This window comes from uncultured Sphingomonas sp., assembly GCF_964235535.1.
Classification (GTDB): Bacteria; Pseudomonadota; Alphaproteobacteria; order Sphingomonadales; family Sphingomonadaceae; genus Sphingomonas.
Window position 1 is genome coordinate 58,605 of record NZ_CAXSBH010000002.1, and the last position, 20,573, is coordinate 79,177.

General features: G+C 69.0%; 25 protein-coding genes and 1 tRNA gene. 8 read left to right on the top strand and 18 right to left on the bottom strand.

The genetic code is table 11. From position 1 onward, the window contains the following. Positions 1-267: 267 nt before the first annotated feature. Positions 268-1,806 carry a peptide MFS transporter gene (locus tag ACFE7F_RS01620; RefSeq protein ID WP_375402149.1) on the bottom strand — a complete coding sequence of 513 codons (1,539 nt, stop codon included), beginning with the start codon at positions 1,804-1,806 and terminating at the stop codon, positions 268-270. Positions 1,807-1,988: 182 nt separating this feature from the next. Between ACFE7F_RS01620 and ACFE7F_RS01625 the strand changes: the two genes are divergently transcribed. Both ACFE7F_RS01625 and ACFE7F_RS01630 read left to right on the top strand, forming a co-directional pair. Further along, on the top strand, positions 1,989-2,561 hold the full coding sequence (locus ACFE7F_RS01625; protein ID WP_375402150.1) for a nitroreductase: 573 nt from the start codon (positions 1,989-1,991) through the stop codon (positions 2,559-2,561). A 43-nt stretch (positions 2,562-2,604) separates the two neighbouring features. Next, positions 2,605-2,958, top strand: coding sequence for a GntR family transcriptional regulator (locus ACFE7F_RS01630; protein WP_375402091.1), 354 nt, complete (start codon positions 2,605-2,607; stop codon positions 2,956-2,958). Between the two features lie 126 nt (positions 2,959-3,084). Here the strand turns inward: ACFE7F_RS01630 and ACFE7F_RS01635 are convergent, their stop codons facing one another. Beyond that, complete coding sequence (locus ACFE7F_RS01635; RefSeq protein WP_375402092.1) at positions 3,085-3,903, bottom strand: arylamine N-acetyltransferase; 819 nt, start codon at positions 3,901-3,903, stop codon at positions 3,085-3,087. A 5-nt stretch (positions 3,904-3,908) separates the two neighbouring features. Next, on the bottom strand, positions 3,909-5,597 hold the full coding sequence (locus ACFE7F_RS01640; protein WP_375402093.1) for an acyl-CoA dehydrogenase: 1,689 nt from the start codon (positions 5,595-5,597) through the stop codon (positions 3,909-3,911). 50 nt (positions 5,598-5,647) lie between these two features. Here ACFE7F_RS01640 and ACFE7F_RS01645 point away from each other — a divergent pair, with 50 nt between their 5' ends. Then, positions 5,648-6,619, top strand: coding sequence for an L-threonylcarbamoyladenylate synthase (locus ACFE7F_RS01645; RefSeq protein WP_375402094.1), 972 nt, complete (start codon positions 5,648-5,650; stop codon positions 6,617-6,619). Here ACFE7F_RS01645 and msrA read toward each other — a convergent pair. Beyond that, positions 6,616-7,164 carry a peptide-methionine (S)-S-oxide reductase MsrA gene (msrA, locus tag ACFE7F_RS01650; protein WP_375402095.1) on the bottom strand — a complete coding sequence of 183 codons (549 nt, stop codon included), beginning with the start codon at positions 7,162-7,164 and terminating at the stop codon, positions 6,616-6,618. The two genes, ACFE7F_RS01645 and msrA, sit on opposite strands and share 4 nt — an antisense overlap. Before the next feature lie 73 nt (positions 7,165-7,237). Between msrA and galE the strand changes: the two genes are divergently transcribed. Beyond that, positions 7,238-8,242 carry a UDP-glucose 4-epimerase GalE gene (galE, locus tag ACFE7F_RS01655; protein WP_375402096.1) on the top strand — a complete coding sequence of 335 codons (1,005 nt, stop codon included), beginning with the start codon at positions 7,238-7,240 and terminating at the stop codon, positions 8,240-8,242. Here galE and ACFE7F_RS01660 read toward each other — a convergent pair. The 3 genes from ACFE7F_RS01660 to folK all read right to left on the bottom strand — a co-directional run bounded on the left by ACFE7F_RS01660 (position 8,239) and on the right by folK (position 9,460). Continuing rightward, entirely contained in the window at positions 8,239-8,835 is a 597-nt protein-coding gene (locus ACFE7F_RS01660; RefSeq protein WP_375402097.1) for a phosphatase PAP2 family protein, read from the bottom strand. The two genes, galE and ACFE7F_RS01660, sit on opposite strands and share 4 nt — an antisense overlap. Before the next feature lie 50 nt (positions 8,836-8,885). Then, positions 8,886-8,961: transfer RNA gene (locus tag ACFE7F_RS01665), tRNA-Lys, on the bottom strand. A 22-nt stretch (positions 8,962-8,983) separates the two neighbouring features. Further along, a complete protein-coding gene (gene folK / locus ACFE7F_RS01670) occupies positions 8,984-9,460 on the bottom strand; it encodes a 2-amino-4-hydroxy-6-hydroxymethyldihydropteridine diphosphokinase (protein ID WP_375402098.1) in 477 nt (158 codons plus the stop codon). A 22-nt stretch (positions 9,461-9,482) separates the two neighbouring features. Between folK and ACFE7F_RS01675 the strand changes: the two genes are divergently transcribed. Then, positions 9,483-10,145, top strand: coding sequence for a uracil-DNA glycosylase (locus ACFE7F_RS01675; protein ID WP_375402099.1), 663 nt, complete (start codon positions 9,483-9,485; stop codon positions 10,143-10,145). 161 nt (positions 10,146-10,306) lie between these two features. On the opposite strand, the gene aguB is transcribed toward ACFE7F_RS01675, so the two are convergent. The 4 genes from aguB to rpsD form a co-directional block, all read right to left on the bottom strand. Further along, on the bottom strand, positions 10,307-11,167 hold the full coding sequence (gene aguB / locus ACFE7F_RS01680; protein ID WP_375402100.1) for an N-carbamoylputrescine amidase: 861 nt from the start codon (positions 11,165-11,167) through the stop codon (positions 10,307-10,309). 98 nt (positions 11,168-11,265) lie between these two features. Continuing rightward, positions 11,266-12,237 (bottom strand): agmatine deiminase family protein, encoded by a 972-nt coding sequence (locus ACFE7F_RS01685; protein ID WP_375402101.1) that lies wholly within the window; start codon positions 12,235-12,237, stop codon positions 11,266-11,268. 33 nt (positions 12,238-12,270) lie between these two features. Continuing rightward, a complete protein-coding gene (locus ACFE7F_RS01690; protein ID WP_375402102.1) occupies positions 12,271-12,564 on the bottom strand; it encodes a hypothetical protein in 294 nt (97 codons plus the stop codon). Between the two features lie 326 nt (positions 12,565-12,890). Beyond that, positions 12,891-13,505 (bottom strand): 30S ribosomal protein S4, encoded by a 615-nt coding sequence (gene rpsD, locus ACFE7F_RS01695; protein ID WP_375402103.1) that lies wholly within the window; start codon positions 13,503-13,505, stop codon positions 12,891-12,893. A gap of 200 nt (positions 13,506-13,705) precedes the next feature. Here rpsD and ACFE7F_RS01700 point away from each other — a divergent pair, with 200 nt between their 5' ends. Continuing rightward, positions 13,706-14,005, top strand: a complete 300-nt coding sequence (locus ACFE7F_RS01700) for a chorismate mutase (protein WP_375402104.1) — start codon at positions 13,706-13,708, stop codon at positions 14,003-14,005. Here the strand turns inward: ACFE7F_RS01700 and ACFE7F_RS01705 are convergent. From ACFE7F_RS01705 to ACFE7F_RS01720, 4 genes are all read right to left on the bottom strand, one after another. After that, a complete protein-coding gene (locus tag ACFE7F_RS01705) occupies positions 14,002-14,742 on the bottom strand; it encodes an RNA methyltransferase (protein ID WP_375402105.1) in 741 nt (246 codons plus the stop codon). The genes ACFE7F_RS01700 and ACFE7F_RS01705 overlap by 4 nt on opposite strands. Next, a complete protein-coding gene (gene nrdR, locus ACFE7F_RS01710) occupies positions 14,739-15,200 on the bottom strand; it encodes a transcriptional regulator NrdR (RefSeq protein ID WP_375402106.1) in 462 nt (153 codons plus the stop codon). Before nrdR ends, ACFE7F_RS01705 begins: the two co-directional genes overlap by 4 nt. Positions 15,201-15,341: 141 nt before the next feature. Next, a complete protein-coding gene (locus tag ACFE7F_RS01715) occupies positions 15,342-15,506 on the bottom strand; it encodes a hypothetical protein (protein ID WP_375402107.1) in 165 nt (54 codons plus the stop codon). Between the two features lie 11 nt (positions 15,507-15,517). After that, positions 15,518-16,822 (bottom strand): serine hydroxymethyltransferase, encoded by a 1,305-nt coding sequence (locus ACFE7F_RS01720; protein ID WP_375402108.1) that lies wholly within the window; start codon positions 16,820-16,822, stop codon positions 15,518-15,520. Between the two features lie 100 nt (positions 16,823-16,922). Here ACFE7F_RS01720 and ACFE7F_RS01725 point away from each other — a divergent pair, with 100 nt between their 5' ends. Together ACFE7F_RS01725 and ACFE7F_RS01730 are read left to right on the top strand one after the other, a co-directional pair. Beyond that, positions 16,923-17,483: a Uma2 family endonuclease gene (locus tag ACFE7F_RS01725; protein ID WP_375402109.1), complete on the top strand. Its 561-nt coding sequence runs from the start codon at positions 16,923-16,925 to the stop codon at positions 17,481-17,483. Next, positions 17,483-17,935, top strand: coding sequence for a DUF3429 domain-containing protein (locus tag ACFE7F_RS01730; protein ID WP_375402110.1), 453 nt, complete (start codon positions 17,483-17,485; stop codon positions 17,933-17,935). The genes ACFE7F_RS01725 and ACFE7F_RS01730 overlap by 1 nt, the downstream gene beginning before the upstream one ends. Here the strand turns inward: ACFE7F_RS01730 and ACFE7F_RS01735 are convergent. From ACFE7F_RS01735 to murI, 3 genes are all read right to left on the bottom strand, one after another. Continuing rightward, a complete protein-coding gene (locus ACFE7F_RS01735; protein WP_375402111.1) occupies positions 17,932-18,366 on the bottom strand; it encodes a DUF695 domain-containing protein in 435 nt (144 codons plus the stop codon). The genes ACFE7F_RS01730 and ACFE7F_RS01735 overlap by 4 nt on opposite strands. After that, on the bottom strand, positions 18,363-19,607 hold the full coding sequence (gene hemA, locus ACFE7F_RS01740) for a 5-aminolevulinate synthase (RefSeq protein WP_375402112.1): 1,245 nt from the start codon (positions 19,605-19,607) through the stop codon (positions 18,363-18,365). The genes ACFE7F_RS01735 and hemA overlap by 4 nt, the downstream gene beginning before the upstream one ends. A gap of 89 nt (positions 19,608-19,696) precedes the next feature. Next, positions 19,697-20,491 (bottom strand): glutamate racemase, encoded by a 795-nt coding sequence (gene murI, locus ACFE7F_RS01745; RefSeq protein ID WP_375402113.1) that lies wholly within the window; start codon positions 20,489-20,491, stop codon positions 19,697-19,699. Positions 20,492-20,573 lie beyond the last annotated feature (82 nt).

Here is a 20,573-nt window from a genome sequence, read left to right on the forward strand (position 1 = left end):
AAAAGCCTGATCCCTGATCCAAGCTGGCCGGTGGCGATTCGGCCCACCTTGACGACGCCCCACGGCCCGCCGGGCGCGCGCGCATGCGTGGAGGTGCGACCTTCGCCCGTCCTTCGATCACGAAACGCGCGTGAGCGTCACCCGGCGTTACCTACTTTCCCCAAACCATCCTCACCGCGCCCCGTGCGTCCACCGCCGTATCAACGGCGGCAGCGAGGTCAGCGGGCCGCCGATCTCCGCCGCCCGCGCGACGGGTTCACCGACGCATCAGGCAGGCCGTGTCTCGCCGCGAAGTCGCGTCCCCGCCGCTTCGGGCTCGGCGAGTTGCGCCTCGCCCGACATGGCATGGTCCGCATCATCCTCGAGAGTATCCAAGTGCATCAGCCGCTTCACCAAAGGCGACACGGCCAACACGGCGACGCCAATGCCGATCGTCCACCAACCGATCGCCGAGTAGACGTCCAGCGTTCCTTCCTTGGTCATGGCCCCGCCTTCGCCGCTTGTGGCCTCGCCGATCCTACCCGCGACGAAGTTCCCCACCGCCGTCATGTAGAACCATGCACCCATGATGAGGCTGGCGAGCGTCGCGGGCGCCAGCCGGTTCATCGCCGACAGTCCGACCGGCGACAGGCACAGCTCGCCGGTGGTCTGCAGCAAGTAGATGAGGAATACGAACAGCACCGGCGTCGCCACCGCCAAGCCCACCGATTGGGCACCCCACACGAACACCAGGAACGACAGTCCGACCTGCAGCAGCGCCAGGCCGAACTTGGCGGGCGCCGACGGCTCGTAGCCGCGCTTGCCCATCCACACCCACAACCCGGCGAACAGCGGCCCGAGCAGGACGATGTAGATCGAGTTGATCGACTGGAACAGCGACGCCGGCACGCCCGCCCGGTCGACGTAACGGTCGGTGTACAGGTTGAGCGATCCGCCGGCCTGCTCGAACAATCCCCAGAACACCGGGTTGAGCGCGATCAGGAACAAGATGGCGAACATCCGGTCGCGCGCGTGCGGTTCGAGCTTGAATGCGGCGTAGAGCACATAGCCGAGCAGCGCGACGCCCGACACGATCAGCAGGTTCTGGATCACGTCCTGATACTGGATCAGCGCCCACATCACCGCGACGGCGGCGAAGCCGATGCCATACAGCGTCCATTCGCGCGCGCGGGTCAGCACGCCGGGCGCTTCGCCCTTGCCCAGCAACAGCGGCTTGCCGAGCACGAAGACGATCAGGCCCAGCAGCATGCCGACACCCGCCGCGCCGAAGCCGTAACCCCAGCCGTAAACCTCGCCCAGATACCCCGCCAGGATGACGCCCAACGCACCCCCGGCGTTAATGCCGATGTAGAAGATCGTATAGGCGCCGTCGCGGCGTACGTCCGTACGCGGATAGAGCTGTCCGACGATGACCGAGATGTTCGCCTTCAGGAACCCCGATCCGACGATGATGAAGGCGAGCGCGAGCCAGAAGACGTTGATCGCCGGGTCGGCCTGACCGCCCCCTCCCTCGAACGCCATCAGGAAATGGCCGAGCGTCAGCAGCACAGCGCCAAACAGCGTGGCGCGGCGCTGCCCCAGATACCGGTCGGCCAAATATCCGCCAAGCACGGGGGTGACGTATACCAGGCTGAGATACGCACCGTAGATCAGGTTCGCTTTGCCGTCCCCGAACAGCCAATGCTTGGTCAGGTAGAAGATCAGCAGGGCGCGCATGCCGTAGAAGCTGAACCGCTCCCACATCTCGGCGAAGAACAGGACGTACAGACCCTTGGGATGCCCTGCGAACTCGGGGCCGGGCCGCATCGCCGCGATGCCTCCTCCGACGAGCAGCAACGCCAAGAACCCGAGGGCGATCGAGGGGATTATGGGCAATACGCTCTCCGGGATACGCGGGGTCGCCGAGCGCGCGCTCGGCCTGTACGCCTCGGAGCCTAGCGGCATCGATACCTATGTAAATAACCGCGAACGCACCTATGTCGCCCACCATGCTTAACGACCGCGCCTCCTACCTTTCCGGCCTTTCCACCCGCCGCTCGGGCAAGCCGCGCGATCTCGTCGCGCCGGGTCCCTCTCCGCAGGAGCTCCGCGCGATGCTGGTCGTCGCCGCGCGGACGCCCGATCACGGCAAGCTGTCCCCCTGGCGTTTCGTGACGATCGCCCCCGACCGCCGCGACGCGCTCGCCGAACTGCTGCTCGAAGCGCGTCGCGCCGACCCCGCGCCGATCAAGCCCGGCGATCTCGAAGGGCTGGACCAGTTCGCCCGCTTCGCGCCGACACTCGTCGTCGTCCTCTCCGCCCCCAGCACCGAACGCCCGATCCCGGTATGGGAGCAGGAGATGTCGGCGGGCGCGGCGGTGATGAACCTGCTCCACGCCGCCCACGCCCACGGCTACGCCGCGGGCTGGCTCACCGGCTGGGCGACCACCAGCACCGCCGTCCGCGACGCCTTCGGTCACGAAAGCGAGCGCGTGGTGGGCTTCGTCTTTATCGGCACCCCCGCCCGCCCGCTCGAGGAACGTCCCCGCCCCGACCTCGACCGCATCGCCTCCGCATGGTGAGGCGGGCCTCGACGACGCAAGCGCGATGCTGTACTAACTCACTATGACAGCATTCACCGAGGACGGCCCCGTCTACCTCCGCCTGCGCGGCCATATCGCGGCGGGCATCCTGACGGGCCGCTTCAAGGCCGGCGACCAGCTTCCCTCCGTCCGCTCGCTCGCCGCCGAGCACGGCGCGAACCCGCTGACCGTAGCCAAGGCATATGGGAGTTTCCAGGACGACGGCTACGTCGAGGTTCGCCGCGGGGTGGGCATGTTCGTTCTTCCCGGCGCCGCCGACCGCCTCCGCCAGGCGGAACGCGACAGCTTCGTGACCGGCCAATGGCCCCGCATCCGCGAGCATATCGAACTGCTCGGGCTGGACGCAGGCGACCTGCTGGAGCGCGAGCGGGTCTAGGGCAGACCGGACTTTGCCCCCTTCCGTTCGTGCTGAGCTTGTCGAAGCATCGTTCTTCTTCGACGGTCGCAAGAAAGACGACCCTTCGACAAGCTCAGGGCGAACGGAAGAGGAGAGGGGCCGTGCCTAGAACAGACCCAGCTCGGCGACCCGCTCGGCCGACAGGTCGATCCCGAACATCATGCTCAATCGCATCCGGTACACGCGCGGGTCGGTGATGGACCCGGCGGTCTGGGCGTCGGCGGCCGAGCGCCGATACTCGGCGCCCGCCAGCGTCGCGAAACCATGCGGCAGGACGATGCTGACGATCGGACGGCGGCGCATGGGGCTGGCCAGCGCGGTCGCGGCCCAGTGGCTGCCCATCACGAGATCGGCATCCCATACCGGGTCCTGCGTAAAGCTGTATTGCGGCCGCCAGCCCGGTGCGGTGTCGCGGCCGTCCGTATTGGCCGGATCGCCTTCGCGCAGCACCATCCAGCCGTGGGACGCATCGCGCGCGAGACGGAAGCGGGCGCCGTCGGGAGCGGCCGCCTCGGCACCGTCGGCGAGCGGCAACGGCGGAGCATAGCTCCCGCCGAAACCGGCATCGGCGATCCAGTCGCCCTCGTCCAGGCCGACCAGCGCCAACGTATGGGCGCGGGGCGGAGCCTCGGTCACGCCCAGCCAGACGCGCGCCAGGAGCGGGCGGGCGGTGAAGCCCAGCGCGGCTAGCGCGTCCAGGAACAGCCGGTTATGCTCGAAGCAATAGCCGCCCCGCCGCGCGGTCACGAGCTTGGCGAACACCGCGTCGCCGTCGATCGCAATGTCGCGGCCCAGGATCACATCGAGATTCTCGAACGGGATCGCCAGCCGGTGCGCATGTTGCACCGCCCGCAGGCCATATTCATCGACCGTCGGCCGCACGGGCAACCGCACCCGCTCCAGATAGGCCTCAAGGTCGAACACGGACGTCAGGCCGCGAACGCCTCGGCCTCGACCTCGTACAGCCTGTCCGCGCCCGCCGTCGCCGCCGCGCGGAGCCCCAGCGCCTCGGGCACGACCTGCTCGACATAGAAGCGCGCCACCGTCCGCTTCATCGCCCCGAACTCGTCGTCGCCGGTCGCGCGCGCCTGCCGCTCCATCAGCCACCCGCACACAGCGGTCGAGAGCATGGTCAGGAACGGATAGCTCGCCGCCAGCCGGTCGTCGTGATCCAGCCCCTGCATCCGCCGTCCGGTCTCGTCGCACAGTTCGACCAGCGCGCGCAGATCCGTGCCCTCCGCGTCGCGGCGCATATCCTCGATCAGCCGCGCGAACACGCCGCCATTGTCCTGGGCGAGCTTGCGCCCGACCAGGTCGGCCGCCTGGATGCCGTTCGTCCCCTCATAGATCGGCGTGATCCGCGCATCGCGGAAGAACTGCGCCGCGCCCGTCTCCTCGACATATCCCATGCCGCCGTGAACCTGGATGCCGATCGACGAGACCTCGCATCCGATGTCGGTCGCATGCGCCTTGGCGAGCGGGGTCAGCAGCTCCAACCGCGCCTTCGCCTCCGCATCGCCAGCATACGCCCGGTCGACCATCCCGGCCGCGTAATAGACCAAAGCCCGCGCGGCCTGCGTCTGCGCCTTCATCCGGAGCAGCATGCGGCGCACATCGGGATGCTCGACGATCCTGACCGGCTTGCCGCCCGCGACGCCCGCACGCGCCGACTGGACGCGGTCGAGCGCGTAATGCACCGCTTTCTGCGTCGCGGCTTCGGCCACCTGCACGCCCTGCAGCCCGACATTCAGCCGCGCATTGTTCATCATCGTGAACATCGCACGCATCCCGCCACCCACCGGCCCGATCAGCTCGCCCACGCATTCGCCGTTGTCGCCGAAGCTCAGTACGCAGGTCGGCGAGGCGTGCAGCCCCATCTTGTGCTCGATCGACACCGCGCGCACGTCATTGAACGCACCCGGCGTCCCATCCTCGTTCAGCCGGTATTTAGGCACCAGGAACAGCGAGATCCCCCGCGTCCCCTCCGGCGCATCGGGCGTCCGCGCCAGCACCAGATGGACGATGTTCTGCGCCAGATCGTGGTCGCCGTATGAGATGTAGATCTTGACGCCCGACACGCTCCACTTGCCGTCGCCGATCGGCTCCGCCTTGGCGCGGAGCGCGCCGACGTCGGAGCCCGCCTGCGGCTCGGTCAGGTTCATCGTCCCCGTCCATTCGCCCGTCGCCAGCTTGGGAAGGTACAGCGCCTGCTGCTCGGGCGTCCCGTGATGCGCCAGCGCCTCGATCGCGCCCACCGTCAGCGTCGGGCACAGCGCGAAGCCCATGTTGGCCGTCCCCAGCGTCTCCAGCACCGCCGTCTGGATCGCGAACGGCATCCCCTGTCCGCCGTGCGCCTCCGGGACGCCGATCGTGCCCCAGCCGCCCTCGACATAGGCTTGGTAGGCCTGGGGGAATCCGTCGGGCATCTTCACGCCGTCATCGGTCCACTTCGCCCCGATCACGTCGCCCACGCGCTTGAGCGGCGCCCACTCGCCTTCCGCGAACTGGCCTACGCCATCCAGCACGGCGTCCACCATGTCCGTGTCGGTCAGCTCGGCGATCCCAACGATATGGTCGAGGACGAAACGCTGCTCGGCGGCGGCGGGAGTGAAGACCATCGCGGTTCCTCTGGCGGTTGGAATATATTCTATCGATATAGCGCCCGCCCATGCCCGCACCAGACCCGACACCCCCGCCCGTCATCCTGGGATACAGCGACGCCGCGATCGCGGAGGCCGCGCGCATGATCGGGAGCGGCGGGATCGTCGCGGTTCCCACCGAAACGGTTTACGGCCTAGCCGCCGACGCGACGGACGGCGCGGCGGTCGCGCGCATCTACGCCGCAAAGGGTCGCCCCCGCTTCAACCCGCTGATCGTCCATTTCCCGACCCAAGCGGCCGCCGAGGCGCTGGCCGGGTTCGACGACGACGCGCGCGCGCTCGCCGCCGCGTTCTGGCCCGGCCCGCTCACCCTGGTCCTACCGCTCCGCCCGGGTGCGGCCGTGGCCGCGCTCGTGACCGCCGGACTCACCACCGTGGCGATCCGCGTCCCCGACCACCGCGCAATGCGGGGGCTGCTCGCCGCTACGGGCAAGCCCCTGGCCGCTCCCAGCGCCAACCGCTCCGGCGGCATCAGCCCCACCCGCGCCGAGCATGTCGCCGCCAGCCTGGGCTCGGCCGTCCCGCTGATCCTCGACGATGGCCCGACCCGCGCCGGCCTGGAGTCCACAATCGTCCAAGGCCGCACGATCCTGCGCCCCGGCCCGATCACGGCCGAGCAGCTGGAAGCCGTGCTATCCCCGACGCGCCTTCCCGACTCAGGCGGGAGTTCAGCCCCGCCAAGGACGCCCGACCGCCCCACCGCCCCCGGTCAACTACTTAGCCACTACGCCCCGACCAAACCGCTCCGCCTCGACGCGACCGACGCCGCTGCGGACGAGTGGCTGATCGGCTTCGGCCCGGTCACCGGCGATGACGACCTGTCGTCCGCCGGCGACCTCATCCAGGCCGCCGCCCGCCTGTTCGACGCGCTCCACCGTGCGGATGCAAGCGCAAGGCCCCGCATCGCCGTCGCGCCGGTTCCACACACCGGCATCGGCGAGGCGATCAACGACCGCCTCCGCCGCGCCGCACATCCTTAAGCGCTGACCGCCGCCTTCGACTTGGACCGCATCGCAAAGCTCTTGCGCAGCTTCTGCAGCTTGGGCGGGATCACCGCCAGGCAATAAGGATTCGCCCGGCCCGACGTCTCCCAATAATCCTGGTGGTATCCTTCCGCCTCGTACCACTCGCTCATCGGCTCGATCGTCGTCACGATCGGCTTGGCGCTCTCCCCCTGCGCGCGTTCGATTGCGGCGCGCGCCTCGCGCTCCTGCCCCTCGTCCGCGGGGAAGATCGCCGAGCGGTACTGCGTCCCGACATCGTTCCCCTGCCGGTTGAGCTGCGTCGCGTCGTGCGTCGCGAAGAAGATGTCGAACACGTCCGCCAGCGTCACCTGGTCGGGGTCGTATCCCACCCGGATCGCCTCGGCGTGACCGGTCGTCCCGTCGCATACCGCGCGGTAGGTCGGGTCGGGCACGTCGCCGCCGATATAGCCGCTCTCGACGGTGTCCACGCCGATCACATCCTTGAACACCGCCTCCGTGCACCAGAAGCATCCGCCCGCCAGCGTCACATATTCGGTCATGCCTGATCTCCGTTTGTTGGCCGGGAGATAGGAACCCGCTAGGGGCCCGGCAACGACGATGGGGGTTGGCGGCATGGCGGATTTCAGCGGCAAGGTGATGGTGACGGGCGGCGCGGGCTATATCGGCAGCCACGCCGTGCTCGCGCTCCTCGACGCGGGCCGCGAAGTCGTCGTGCTCGACAACCTCGTCACCGGCTTCGACTGGGCCGTCGATCCCCGCGCCGCGCTGGTCGTCGCCGATGTCGCCGACGACGACGCGGTCCGCGCCGCGCTCCAGGGTCACGGCGTGCGCGCGATCATGCACTTCGCCGGATCGGTGGTGGTGCCCGAGTCCGTCTCCGACCCACTCAAATACTACCGCAACAACACCGCCGCCTCGCGCGCGCTGATCGAAAGCGCGGTCGCGTGCGGCGTTCCCCACTTCATATTCTCGTCCACCGCCGCAACCTACGGCACGCCCGATCGCGTACCCGTGCGTGAGACCGATCCGACCGTACCCATCAACCCCTACGGCACGTCCAAACTGATGACGGAGGCGATGCTGCGCGACGTCGCCGCCGCCCACCCGCTCAACTATTGCGCGCTCCGCTATTTCAACGTCGCGGGTGCCGATCCGGAAGGACGCGCGGGCCAATCGACCGCCGGCGCGACTCATCTCCTCAAGATCGCCGCCGAGGCCGCGACCGGCAAGCGCGCGTCGGTCGGCGTGTTCGGCACCGATTTCCCGACTCGCGACGGCACGGGCGTGCGCGACTACATCCATGTCAGCGACCTGGCGGCCGCGCATGTCGCCGCGCTCGATCTGCTCGTCGCCGAGCCGACCCGAAGCCACACGCTCAATTGCGGCTACGGCCGCGGCTTCTCGGTGCTGGAGGTGCTCGACGCCGTCGACCGTGTCACCAACATGCGCGTCGACCGCAAGCTGGAGGGCCGCCGCCCCGGCGATCCGGCCGAGCTCGTCGCCGACAACTCCGCAATCCTGAACGCGATCGACTGGCGGCCGCAGCGCGACGACCTCGACACGATCGTGAACGACGCGCTCGCCTGGGAGCGCAAGCTGGCGGAGATGGGGCGCTAGGGCCTGATCTCCGCGCCGAGCCGCCACCAGCCCAGCGCCCAGAGCGCCCCGAAGCTCCATCCCGCCAATACGTCCGACGGCCAGTGGACGCCCAGATACACCCTGCTGATCCCGATGGTTCCGACCAGGATGACCGCGCAGGCGAGAAGATACGTCCGCACCCGCGGTTCGCGCACGGTTTGGGCACCCAACGCCGCGAGCGTGAGGTACACGACCGCGCTGCTCGCGGCATGCCCGCTCGGAAAACTGAGCTCGCGCACGTCGACCAGCCGGGGCACGATGTCGGGCCGCGCCCGCCCGACCTGCTGCTTGACCAACGCCACGACCTGACCGCCGCTCCACGACGCGAGCACGATCATCAGCGCGGAGCGGTACAGCCGCCGTACGACCAGCAGTCCTGCCACCGCAACCACGATCAGCGTCAGCAGCAATCCACCGCCGAGCGCGGTCACATCGCGCATGAAGGGGAGCAGCCACGCCGGCCCGATCGGGGTAGCGGGATCGCCAGGGATCCGGAGCGCGAGCATGATCGCGCGGTCCCACATAAGCGGCCAGCGGTCGATCAAGCGCGCGAACAGCAGAAGCAGACTCACCGCGACCGCCCCGATGCCTATCGCCGACAACACGGGCGGCGGACGGCGCTTGGTGGGTTCGCCGGGGTTCGAACCCGGGACCGGTCGATTAAAAGTCGAATGCTCTACCAACTGAGCTACGAACCCCCGAACCAGACGCCCGCGCGAACTAGGGACGGCCCGCCCGCCGGTCAACCAGCGCGAGCAGCTGGCGCGGCGTCCGCCCGCCGACCGGATCGCGCCATCCCGGCGCGACCGCGACCAGCGGACACAGCACGAAGTCTCGCTCCCGGTACGCCGGATGCGGCACGGTCAGCCCCGGCCCCGCCCACGCGCCGCCCGACCACAGCACCAGGTCGATGTCGATCACCCGCGCGCCCCAGCGCCGCCCCCGCCGACGCCCGAACGCCCGTTCGATCGCCTTGACGCGCGCGAGCATCGCCGGCGGGTCCTCGTCGCTCGCCACCAGCGCGACCGCATTGGCATAGGCGCGGGACGACGGCCCCATCGCCGCCGTCCGCATGACGGGCGACACCGCCCGCACCCCGCCGATCGCGCCGAGCGCCGCGTCGATCGTCCGCGTCGGGCTCCCGAACCGGCTCCGCCTGTTCGATCCCAGCGCCAGCGCGTAGGTTGCCGTTCCCATCGCCCCGCCCTAGCGGAGCGGGGTGCCCGCCGCATCCTCTCCGCTTCCCCACACCGAGCCGCCGCGCGACTGCCCGCTCTGCCCGCGCCTCGTCGCCTTTCGCGAGGAATGCCGCCGGGAGCATTCTGCCTGGTGGAACAGCCCGGTCCCTGCCTTCGGCGACCCCGACGCCTGGCTGGCGGTGGTCGGCCTGGCACCCGGCAAACACGGCGCGAACCGCACCGGCCGCGCCTTCACCGGCGATTATGCGGGCGAGTTGCTCTACGCGACGCTCGCCAAGTTCGGCCTTGCGGAGGGGACGTACGACCGCCGCCCCGACGACGGTTTCCGCTTGCGCGGCGCGATCATCGTCAACGGCGTGCGCTGCCTGCCGCCCGCCAACAAGCCCACCCCCGCCGAAATCCGCACCTGCCGCCCGTTCCTCGAAGCGCCCGTCGCGGCGCTTCCGTCGGTGCGCGTCTTCGTCGCGCTCGGCCAGATCGCCCACGACACCGCCGCCCGCGTGCTGGGGCTCAAGCCCTCGCGCGCCAAGTTCGGCCATCTCGCCGAACATCTGCTCCCCGATGGTCGCGTGCTCGTCGACAGCTATCACTGCTCGCGTTACAACCAGAACACCGGCGCGCTCACGACGCCGATGTTCGAGGCGGTATTCGCCCGTGCACTGGCGTTGCGGGGCGGCGGATGATCTCACTACCCTCTCCCGCTTTCGCGGGAGAGGGACAGGCGCGCCAGCGCCAGGGTGAGGGTCGGACCTCGCCCGGACAGGTCCGGCCCTCACCCTCGCCGCGCTACGCGCGTCTCTCCATCTCCCGCAAAGGCGGGAAAGGGCTAAGGAGCGCCTGTCGGCTAACGGTCTTCCACCAACCGCCCATACAGGTCCGGCCGCCGGTCACGGAAGAAGCCGAACGCTGCGCGGTGTCGCTTGACGCGGGCGAGGTCGATCGTCGCGGTGATCACCCCTTCGTCCCCGCGCCCGAGCTCGGCCAGCATATCGCCGCGCTCGTCGCAGATGAAGCTGGTGCCGTAGAACGTCTGGCCGTGCTCGATCCCCACCCGATTGGCGGCGACGATCGGCACCACGTTCGACACCGCGTGCCCCACCATCGCGCGCCGCCAAAGCCGGGCGGTGTCGAGCGAGGTGTCGTGCGGCTCCGATCCGATCGCGGTCGGGTAGAACAGCACCTCCGCCCCCATCAACATCATCGCGCGCGCGGTTTCGGGGTACCATTGGTCCCAACACACGCCGACGCCGAGCTTCGCGTCGGGTGCGCCGGGCGGTCCCGGCCACACCTTGAACCCGGTATTTCCAGGGCGGAAGTAGAACTTCTCCTCGTACCCTGGCCCGTCCGGGATGTGGCTCTTGCGGTACACCCCTTGGACCGCGCCGTCCGGCCCGACCATCGCCAGCGAGTTGTAATGATGCGGCCCATCCGCCTCGAAAAAGCTCGTCGGGATAGTCACGCGCAGCTCGGCCGCCAGTTCGCGCATCGCCAGCACCGCCCGGTGCTCGCTCACCGGCTTCGCATCGGCGAACAGGCCTTCATCCTCGACCCGGCAGAAATATTTGCCCTCGAACAGCTCGGGCGGCAGGATCACGCTTGCCCCCCGCGCCGCCGCCTCGCGCACCAGCCGCGAGACGGCCGTGATGTTCGCCTCGATGTCCGGTCCAAAAGCCAGCTGGAGCGCCGCCACGGTGATCTCGGTCATTTACCATTCCCCGTCACCCCGGACTTGATCCGGGGTCCCGCTTCTTCTCACCCGCCGCAGGATAAAGCGGGACCCCGGGTCAAGCCCGGGGTGACGAACTAACTGCGAGGCGGGATCTGCTGCGAGATGCAGTGGAAGCTACCGCCCCCCGTCAGGATATGGTCCGCGCGCAGGCCGACCGCGCGCCGCCCCGGAAACAGCGCTCCGATCGCCGTCACCGCCGCATCGTCGTTGGCTGCGCCGTAGGTCGGCACCACCACCACCGCGTTCCCGAGGTAGAAGTTCATATAGCTCGCCGGCACGATCTGCTCGTCCCGCAGCACCCGGCCGGGCGAGGGCACCAGCACTACCTCCAGCCCCGCCGCCCGCGCATCGCGGAGCGCGTGGACATACACCTGCCAGTTCGGGTCGTTCTCGCCCGGCTCGGGGATCGCGACGCGTCCCTCGCCGACGAAGCGCGCGAGGTTGTCGACATGGCCGTCGGTATGGTCGTTCAGCAACCCCTCCTCCAGCCACACCACTTGGCGAAAGCCGAGTTCCTCGCGCAGTCGACGCTCGACCTCCGCCTCGCTCAGACCCGGATTGCGGTTCGGGTTGAGCACGCATTGGCGTGTGGTGACGACGGTCCCCGTCCCGTCCCCGTCGACCGCACCGCCCTCCAGCACCCAATCGTTCGACGACAACACCAAGCCGGCCCGCGCCGCGAGCCGCGCAGCCAGGTCGTCGTCGCCTTCCAGCTCGTACTTGCCGCCCCAACCGTTGAACCGGAACGCGTGCGCCCGCCCGTCGCCGCCAATGATCGGCCCGGTATCGCGCAGCCAGATATCCCCGAACGGCTCGACGATCACCTCGGCGAAGGGGCACATCGCCTCCGCCGCGCCGCCCGCCTCCGCGTCGGCGGCGACCAGCAGCACCCGCTCGCCCGCGCCCCCCGCATGAACCGCAAGCGCAAATGCGGCGACCTCGGCGCGCGCGGGCTCCAGGTCGTCGGCCCAAAGCTCCGGATGACTGGGAAAGCCGATCCACACCGCGTCATGCGGAGCCCATTCGGCAGGAGGGGGCGTCGTCATGCCCGCGCTCCTGACGCGGGCGCGCCCGCCTGTCTAGCGCCCGCCCTTGCCCGCCAACCCCGAGCTGGGCGCGGAGCTGACATCGTCGGCGTTCTCGCCCGACTTGGTGACGCCGGCCGCATGTTCGATCTCGTGCTTGCCGAACATCAGCGCGCCCGCGCCGAATAACGGCAGCACCGTGACGATCGCCCAGATCATCGCCGGCCCTTTTGCGGACAGCTTGCCACGCTTGTGCAGCACCCACCCGATCACCGCGAGCAGCAACGTCGCGCCGATGCATAGGAAGAGGTTGATAAGGATCGGGTTTATTGTGGCGTTTGTGCCCATGGCGGCTCCGATTGCGCATGGCGCGCGACATACTCATGCATCAAACAGAGACGTGCGCCCTTCTGTTCCAGTCCTGCTGCCGCGCCCGCGCAATCGGAGCCGCCCGGCCGGCGGGGCCGCAGCCCCGTCCGACGACGCGGCTTTGCCGCGGCGCCGCTCCGAGCGCGACCTTCTTGCCAGCCGCAAGCGACAAGGGGCGGCCCCTCGCGGAACCGCCCCCATGTGCAAGAGCGTCGCGGCGAAGCCGCGCCGTCGGTCGTCGCCCGAGCGACGCCGGCCGCTCGCGCTGAGTGTTCGGCTCGGCTTAGCTTCGCTAAGCCGCCGCCTCAGCGCGAGTAGAACTCGACCACGAGGTTCGGCTCCATCTTCACCGGATACGGCACCTCGTCCAACGACGGTACCCGCACGAACGTGACCTTCGCGGTCCCGTCCGGCGCCACATAGTCGGGGATCTCGCGCTCGGCGAGCGACTGCGCCTCGAGCACCAGCGCCATTTCCGACGCCTTGCCGCCCAGCGTGATCTCCTCGCCCACAAACACGCGGCGCGAAGCTACGTTGCACTTCACCCCGTTCACCCGGACATGGCCGTGGCTGACGAGCTGGCGCGCGGACCAGATGGTGGGCGCGAACTTGGCGCGGTAGACGATCATGTCCAGCCGCTGCTCAAGCAGGCCGATCAGGTTCTGGCCGGTGTCGCCCTTCATTCGGGCGGCCTCGTGATAGCAGGCGCGGAACTGCTTCTCGGTGACGTCGCCGTAATAGCCGCGCAGCTTCTGCTTGGCGCGCAGCTGGATGCCGAAATCCGACACCTTGCCCTTGCGGCGCTGACCGTGCTGGCCGGGGCCGTATTCACGCTTGTTGACCGGGGATTTGGGACGACCCCAGATGTTCTCGCCCATCCGCCGGTCGAGCTTGTATTTGGCGCTGGCGCGCTTCGACATCGTGTATTCCTTTGCAATCGCTGCTGACGAGTCCGCCCACGGATGAAACGGACATATCCCGGTTGTCGCCTGCCGTCCGTTTCCGGGAACAGGGCCACCGCTTCACCGGGGTGCGGGGCCATTGCGAGCGCGCGCCCTACCCGCGACGACCGGTGCGGTCAAGCTGGACAGGCCCGCCGCGCCCCAATAGCGCCCTGCCTATGACGATCCTCGATCCCCGGGAATGCACCACGATGGCGGAGGTGCGCGCGGGCGTCGACGCGGTCGACCGCGATCTGATCGCGCTGCTCGCCCGCCGCTTCGCCTACATGGACGCGGCCGCGCGGATCAAACCCGTGCGCGAGACCGTGCGTGACGAACGCCGCAAGGCGGAAGTGGTCGCGAACGCCCGTACGCTGGCGGAGGCGGCGGGCCTACCCGGCGGCGCGGTCGCAAACCTGTGGGACGGACTCGTCGAGGCTTCGATCGCCTATGAGCTCGCCGCCTTCGACCGGCGCTAGCCTTTCGGCCCCTTCGCGCCGCCCAGCGCCGACAGCATCCCGCGCACTGTGCGTACTTCCTGCGACGACCAGCCCGGCTTGGTCAGCAGCGTGCGGATCGTGCGCCTGACCGTCGGCGTCCGTTCGGGCGGGAAGAAGTAATGCCGCTCAACCAGCAGCGCGTCGAGCTGCGCGATCATGCCCTCCAGCTCCTCCTGGGGAGCGGGTGGAAGGATGTCGACCTCCGGCGGCCGCGCCAGCGCCTCGCCCTTCGACCATTCATACGCCACCACCATCACCGCCTGGGCGAGGTTCAGCGACCCGAACTCGGGGTTGATCGGCACGGTGACGATCGCGCGCGCCAGCGCCACATCGTCGGTGTCGAGCCCCGACCGCTCCGGCCCGAACAGGATCGCCGAGCGCTCCGGAGTACCCCGCACCAAAGCGGCCACCTGCTCTGGCGTCACAACAGGCTTGGTCACCCCGCGCTTGCGCACCGTTGTCGCATGGACATGCGCGCAGTCCGCCACCGCGTCCGCAACACTCTCGAACACCCGCGCCTCGGCCAGCACCACGTCCGCCCCGCTCGCCGCCGGTCCGGCGCTCGGATTGGGCCACCCATCGCGCGGGGTGACGAGCCTGAGCTCGCGCAGCCCGAAATTGAGCATGGCCCGCGCCGCCTTGCCGATATTCTCGCCAAGCTGCGGGCGGACCAGGACGATCGCGGGATGCGGCGCGACCGGAAACACGTCGGTCACCCGCGCCCGACCTCCTCGACCGTTCCCGCGAACGCCTCGAAATCGCGTGCCTCGCTGAAATCGCGATAGACGCTCGCGAACCGGATATAGGCTACGGAGTCGAGGCCTTTGAGCCCTTCCATCACCATCTCGCCGATCCGTTGCGACGTGACCTCGCCCTCGCCCAGCGTCTCCAGCTGCCGCTGGATGCCCGACACCAGCTTCTCCAGCCGCAGCGCGTCGATCGGCCGCTTGCGCGCCGCGATCGCCACCGATCGCAGCAGCTTCTCGCGCTCGAACGGCTCTCGCCGGCCCTCACTTTTGAGCACCGTCAGCTCGCGCAGCTGGATCCGCTCGAACGTCGTGAACCGCGCCGCGCAGCCTTCGCACTGCCGCCGCCGCCGGATCGCCGCCCCATCCTCGGTGGGACGGCTGTCCTTCACCTGGCTGTCGTCATGCGCGCAGAACGGACAGCGCATGGTTTAGGCGTCCTCACGGACATGCCGCACCGGCCCGCTCCCCCACCCGGCCACCCACAGCATATCCTGGATGGGTGGCCGGGTGGGGGAGCGGGCCGGTGCGGCATCGGCGCGCGAGCGCTGACGAAAACGCCAGCGCATTCAGATCTTGTTGCGCTTCGAATAGGCGTAGGCCGCGCCCGCGATCCCACCCAGCACCGGACCGATCACCGGAATCGGGATCGCCACCACCGCGCCGAGCGCTCCCCACTTGGCCATGCTCTTGCCCAGCCCGGGCCTGCTCTTGATCTCATCCTGAATGCCCATGTCGTGTGCTCCTAATAGATGGGGAAACGAGCGCACAACGCTTGAACACGCGTCCGGATGCCGGCCTCCACGACCGGGTCGCCGCCCTCGCCCTTCGCGCGCAGCCCGTCGAGCACGTCGGCGACCATGTGACCGATCTCGCGAAACTCGGCCGGACCGAAGCCGCGCGTCGTGCCCGCGGGCGAACCCACCCGGATGCCGCTCGTCTTGACCGGCGGCTGCGGGTCGTTCGGGATGCCGTTCTTGTTGCAGGTGATGCCCGACCGCTCCAGCGCCTCGTCCGCGTCACGTCCCGTGATGCCCAGCGGGCGCAGATCGACCAGCGCCAGATGCGTGTCGGTCCCGCCCGCGATCAGGTCAGCCCCGCGCTCCTTGAGCGTCGCCGCCAGCACCTTCGCGTTCTCGACCACGGCCGCGATGTAGGATTTGAACGATGGCTCCAGCGCCTCGCCGAACGCCACCGCCTTGGCCGCAACGACATGCATCAGCGGCCCGCCCTGCAGCCCCGGAAATACCGCCGAATTGATCTTCTTGGCCAATGCCTCGTCGTTCGTCATGATCATGCCGCCGCGCGGGCCACGCAGCGTCTTGTGCGTGGTCGTCGTGACCACATGCGCATGGCCGAACGGCGACGGATGCAGCCCCGCCGCGACGATCCCCGCGAAATGCGCCATGTCGACCATGAAGTACGCACCGACCTTGTCCGCGATCGCCCGGAACCGCGCGAAGTCGATCCGCCGCGGATAGGCCGATCCGCCCGCGATGATCAGCTTGGGGCGGCGCTCGGTCGCCAGCGCCTCGACCTGGTCGTAATCGATCAGGTGGGTGACCGGGTCGACGCCGTACTGGACCGCGTCGAACCACTTGCCCGACATGGCGGGCTTGGCCCCGTGCGTCAGATGCCCGCCCGCATCCAGGCTCATTCCCAGGATCGTGTCACTCGGCTTCACCAGCGCCAGCATCACCGCCCCGTTCGCCTGCGCCCCCGAATGCGGCTGGACGTTCGCGAACCCGCACCCGAACAGCCGCTTGGCGCGCTCGATCGCCAGCGTCTCGACCGCGTCCGACGGCCCACAGCCCTGGTAATACCGCTTGCCCGGATAGCCTTCGGCATATTTGTTCGTGAATACCGACCCCTGCGCCTCGAGCACCGCCCGCGACACGATGTTCTCGCTCGCGATCAGCTCGACCTGCGTGCGTTGACGATGCATCTCGGCGTCGAGCCCGCCGAATACCGCCGGGTCGCTCTCGGCGAGCCCGCGTGAGAAGAAGCCATTGGGCTGGACGTCGTATAAAGTGGCGGGCTGGGTGCTCATGGGCGTAGCTCCTGGGCGGGGCGCTGAATCGGGACTGCTATCTAGCGGCGATTGGCGCGATGCGCTACCGCCGGTGACCTCGCCGATCGGGTGGAGCGCCATGAACGACCTTTCGTCCAAGATCGTCGCCGACCCGGGCCGCTCGCCCGGACGGTTCACCACCGCCGAGTTCCAGCGCATGTGCGACGTCGACGCTTTCAGCGGAATGAGCGTGGAACTGGTGGATGGGGAGATCGAGCGCTTGAACCAGCCCAAGAACCCACATTCGCGCCGGCAGGCGCAGCTGCTGATACTCCTGGCCGAGGTCTGCCCCGCTGCGCTCCTCCGCGTCGAGGTCGGCATCGAGCTGGACGAGACGACCGTTCTCGGATGCGACGTGGCGGTACTACGTGTCCCGGTCGACGGCCGGGACTGGCTCGAGCCTTCCGATTTCGCGCTGGTGATCGAAGTGGCGGTGTCCTCGCTGGCGCGCGATCTCGGGCTCAAGCTCGCCCGCTACGCCGCAGCCGGTGTCGAGCGCTATTGGGTCGTGGACGACGCTGCCGCGGCGATACACGTCTATGGTCGCCCGGTCGGCGGCGAATACCAAGATAAGGCGGTGGTCCGCTTCGGCGAGCCTTTAAGCGTCTCCGGCACGGATACGACGATCATCATCGACTGATGCCGCCCGCCGCCATCGCCCGCACCACTCGCCTGCTCGGCTTTGCGGGCCTCCTCCCACAACTAGTCGCCGCCGCGCTGGTAGCGTCTGGCCGGGGCGAGCCATTCTTCTTCGGCCGCGTCCTCGCGCTCGTTTACGGCATCATCATCCTGAGCTTCCTGGGCGGCGTCTGGTGGGGCTTCGCGGTGCGCCGGACGACCGGTCAGGGGGCGCTTGCCGCGATAGCCGTTCTCCCGTCGCTGGCGGGCGTCGCGCTTATGATCGCGACCCAGTTCGGCCTGCCGCTGCCCCGCGCGCTCGTGACGCTCGGCACGCTCATCGCCCTGACGCCGGTCGTCGACCGCCGCCTCGTCGCTACCGGCGAAGCGCCTGCAGGCTGGATGCGCCTGCGCGCGCCGTTGTCGCTCGGGCTCGGCGGTCTGACGATTCTCGCGGGGCTGCTCGCGCTTTAGTGCGCCATCGCCAGCGGCACGAGCTCGCGCGCCGCTTTCCAGCTCGGATCGTCCCACGCGCGCACTTCGAACTCGTAGGACGGATGCCCCTCCAGCGCCTGGAGCAGCACCCGCATGAACGCGTCGCGGTCGGCCGCGTAGAACAACCACTCGCGCGCCGCCCCGCCCGTCAACACCGCCACCCCGACGGCGTGACCCGGCGCGTCGAGCGCCTCGTACGCCGCAGCCTCGAACGCCGCCATCGCCCCGAGCGTCGACTCGTCGGGCGCCCCGTCCAGTCCGGCGCCCGATCCGGGCTCGAACGGCCAGGTGATCCACATGGCGAGCGGATGGGCGGCGCGCTCGTCCGCGCCGGGCAAGCGCGTCCGCGCGCGCAGCAGGAATACCCCATCCTCCGCGCGCCGCTCGGTTACGCTCCACCCGTCGCTCACGCGGCTTGGCGCAGCTCCAGCCGGCTCCAGATCTCGACCAACGCGTCCACCAGCTCGCGCATCATGGCCTCGTCATGCGCGGGCCCCGGCGTGAAGCGCAGCCGCTCCGTCCCGCGCGGCACCGTCGGATAGTTGATCGGCTGGACGTACACGCCGTACTCGGCGAGCAGGATGTCGCTGATCCGCTTGGCCTCCACCGGGTCGCCGACCATGACCGGCACGATATGCGTGTCGCCCGGCATTACCGGCAGCCCAGCCTCGGTCAGCATGCGCTTCAGCATCGCCGCCGCCGCCTGCTGCCCACCCCGCTCGACCGACGACGCCTTCAGATGCCGCACCGAAGCGAGCACCCCCGCCACCAGCACCGGCGACAGCGACGTCGTGAAGATGAACCCCGGCGCATACGATCGGATCACGTCGATGATCGTCCGGTCGGCGGCGATGTACCCGCCCATCACCCCGAACGCCTTGCCCAGAGTCCCCTCGATCACCGTCAGCCGGTGCGCGACACTATCGCGCTCGGAGATGCCGCCACCGCGCGGGCCGTACATCCCGACCGCATGCACCTCGTCGAGGAAGGTCAGCGCGTTGTACCGATCCGCCAAGTCGCAGATCGCCGCGATCGGGCTGACGTCGCCCTCCATCGAATAAACGCTCTCAAACGCGATCAGCTTGGGGACGCTCGGGTCCTCCGCCGCCAGCAGTTCCTCGAGATGCGCGAGGTCATTGTGCCGGAACACGCGCTTCTCGCATCCCGAATTGCGGATGCCCGCGATCATCGAGGCATGGTTCAGCTCGTCCGAGAAGATCACGCAGCCCGGCAGCACCTTGGCCAGCGTATGCAACGTCGCCTCGTTCGACACGTAGCCGCTGGTGAACAGCAGTGCCGCCTCCTTGCCGTGCAGGTCGGCGAGCTCATGCTCCAGATCGACGTGGTAATGCGTGTTGCCGCCGATGTTGCGGGTGCCGCCCGATCCTGCGCCGACATCGTGCAGGGCCCCTTCCATTGCCGCAATGACCGCGGGATGTTGGCCCATCGCGAGGTAATCGTTCGAGCACCAGACTGTGATCGGCTTGGGGCCGTTATGCCCCGCGAAGCAGCGCGCATTGGGAAACTGGCCCTTGTTGCGCAAGATGTCGATGAACACGCGGTACCGACCCTCGGCGTGGAGCCGGTCGATCGCCTGGGCGAATACGCGCGAATAGTCGACGGGCTGGGCTACCGGGCCGATGCTGTCCATGACCAACACTTAGGCCCGGAAAGCCTAATTTTCCAGCGCGAACGGCTCGCAAGATGTCGGGTGTTATCGTCCGGTGAGAGTACGCGAACCTACAGCGCTTCGATCGTCGGGAAGCCCCTGGCGGCAAGCGCGGGGGCCAGTTCCCGCTCCGCGTCAGTGACCCGCGTGAACACCGCCACCCCCGGCGGCGTGCGCGCCGGCCACTCCGCGCCGCCGCACAGGAACGCGATCCGCCGCGCGATCCCCTCGCCCCCGTCAACGAAGCGCACCGGGTGCGGCGCGGCGGCCGCGAGTTCCGCCTCGACCAGCGGAAAGTGCGTGCAGGCGTTCACCACCACGTCAATCAGCCCGCCCCCCGGCTGCCCGAACAGACCGTGCAGCGCCGCCGTATACCGCTCCGGCTCCACCATCCGCCCGCGCAGCTTCAGCTCCGCCAGCTCGACCAGCTCGGCCGAGCCGTACCGGATCACCAGGCAATCGCCTGCATGGTCGCGCGACAGATCGTCGACATAGCTCTGCGCCACCGTCGCCTCCGTCCCAAGCACCCCGATCACGCGAGTCCGGCTGAGCGTTGCTGCGGGCTTGATCGCGGGTACCGTGCCCACGACCGGCAGGTCCAGCGCCGCACGCACCGCGGGCAGCGCGATCGTCGAGGCGGTGTTGCACGCGATCACGATCAGCCGCGGCCGATACCGCTCCGCCAACCGCCCGAGCAACACGGGCACCCGCGCCGCGATCTCGTCCGCGCTCCTGGTACCGTACGGAAATCCGGCCGAGTCCGCGGCGTAGACGAACGGCGCGCCCGGCAGCGCCGCCCGCGCCGGCCCGACGATCGACAGTCCGCCCACCCCGGAATCGAAGAACAGGATCGGTCGCTGGTCCACCTACCGACCGCTACCCTGTCCGCAGCCCTGCAACCAAGCTGATTCAAGTTGTTGGCTTGTCGCAACGACTAGGGTATCCCGT

Bases quoted from the DNA above. Each gene is read 5' to 3' on its own strand.
- ACFE7F_RS01620 (WP_375402149.1), bottom strand. From the start codon at position 1,806: ATGCGGCCCGGCCCCGAGTTCGCAGGGCATCCCAAGGGTCTGTACGTC.
- ACFE7F_RS01625 (WP_375402150.1), top strand. From the start codon at position 1,989: ATGCTTAACGACCGCGCCTCCTACCTTTCCGGCCTTTCCACCCGCCGC.
- ACFE7F_RS01630 (WP_375402091.1), top strand. From the start codon at position 2,605: ATGACAGCATTCACCGAGGACGGCCCCGTCTACCTCCGCCTGCGCGGC.
- ACFE7F_RS01640 (WP_375402093.1), bottom strand. From the start codon at position 5,597: ATGGTCTTCACTCCCGCCGCCGCCGAGCAGCGTTTCGTCCTCGACCAT.
- ACFE7F_RS01645 (WP_375402094.1), top strand. From the start codon at position 5,648: ATGCCCGCACCAGACCCGACACCCCCGCCCGTCATCCTGGGATACAGC.
- msrA (WP_375402095.1), bottom strand. From the start codon at position 7,164: ATGACCGAATATGTGACGCTGGCGGGCGGATGCTTCTGGTGCACGGAG.
- galE (WP_375402096.1), top strand. From the start codon at position 7,238: ATGGCGGATTTCAGCGGCAAGGTGATGGTGACGGGCGGCGCGGGCTAT.
- folK (WP_375402098.1), bottom strand. From the start codon at position 9,460: ATGGGAACGGCAACCTACGCGCTGGCGCTGGGATCGAACAGGCGGAGC.
- aguB (WP_375402100.1), bottom strand. From the start codon at position 11,167: ATGACCGAGATCACCGTGGCGGCGCTCCAGCTGGCTTTTGGACCGGAC.
- ACFE7F_RS01685 (WP_375402101.1), bottom strand. From the start codon at position 12,237: ATGACGACGCCCCCTCCTGCCGAATGGGCTCCGCATGACGCGGTGTGG.
- ACFE7F_RS01690 (WP_375402102.1), bottom strand. From the start codon at position 12,564: ATGGGCACAAACGCCACAATAAACCCGATCCTTATCAACCTCTTCCTA.
- rpsD (WP_375402103.1), bottom strand. From the start codon at position 13,505: ATGTCGAAGCGCGCCAGCGCCAAATACAAGCTCGACCGGCGGATGGGC.
- ACFE7F_RS01700 (WP_375402104.1), top strand. From the start codon at position 13,706: ATGACGATCCTCGATCCCCGGGAATGCACCACGATGGCGGAGGTGCGC.
- nrdR (WP_375402106.1), bottom strand. From the start codon at position 15,200: ATGCGCTGTCCGTTCTGCGCGCATGACGACAGCCAGGTGAAGGACAGC.
- ACFE7F_RS01715 (WP_375402107.1), bottom strand. From the start codon at position 15,506: ATGGGCATTCAGGATGAGATCAAGAGCAGGCCCGGGCTGGGCAAGAGC.
- ACFE7F_RS01720 (WP_375402108.1), bottom strand. From the start codon at position 16,822: ATGAGCACCCAGCCCGCCACTTTATACGACGTCCAGCCCAATGGCTTC.
- ACFE7F_RS01725 (WP_375402109.1), top strand. From the start codon at position 16,923: ATGAACGACCTTTCGTCCAAGATCGTCGCCGACCCGGGCCGCTCGCCC.
- ACFE7F_RS01730 (WP_375402110.1), top strand. From the start codon at position 17,483: ATGCCGCCCGCCGCCATCGCCCGCACCACTCGCCTGCTCGGCTTTGCG.
- hemA (WP_375402112.1), bottom strand. From the start codon at position 19,607: ATGGACAGCATCGGCCCGGTAGCCCAGCCCGTCGACTATTCGCGCGTA.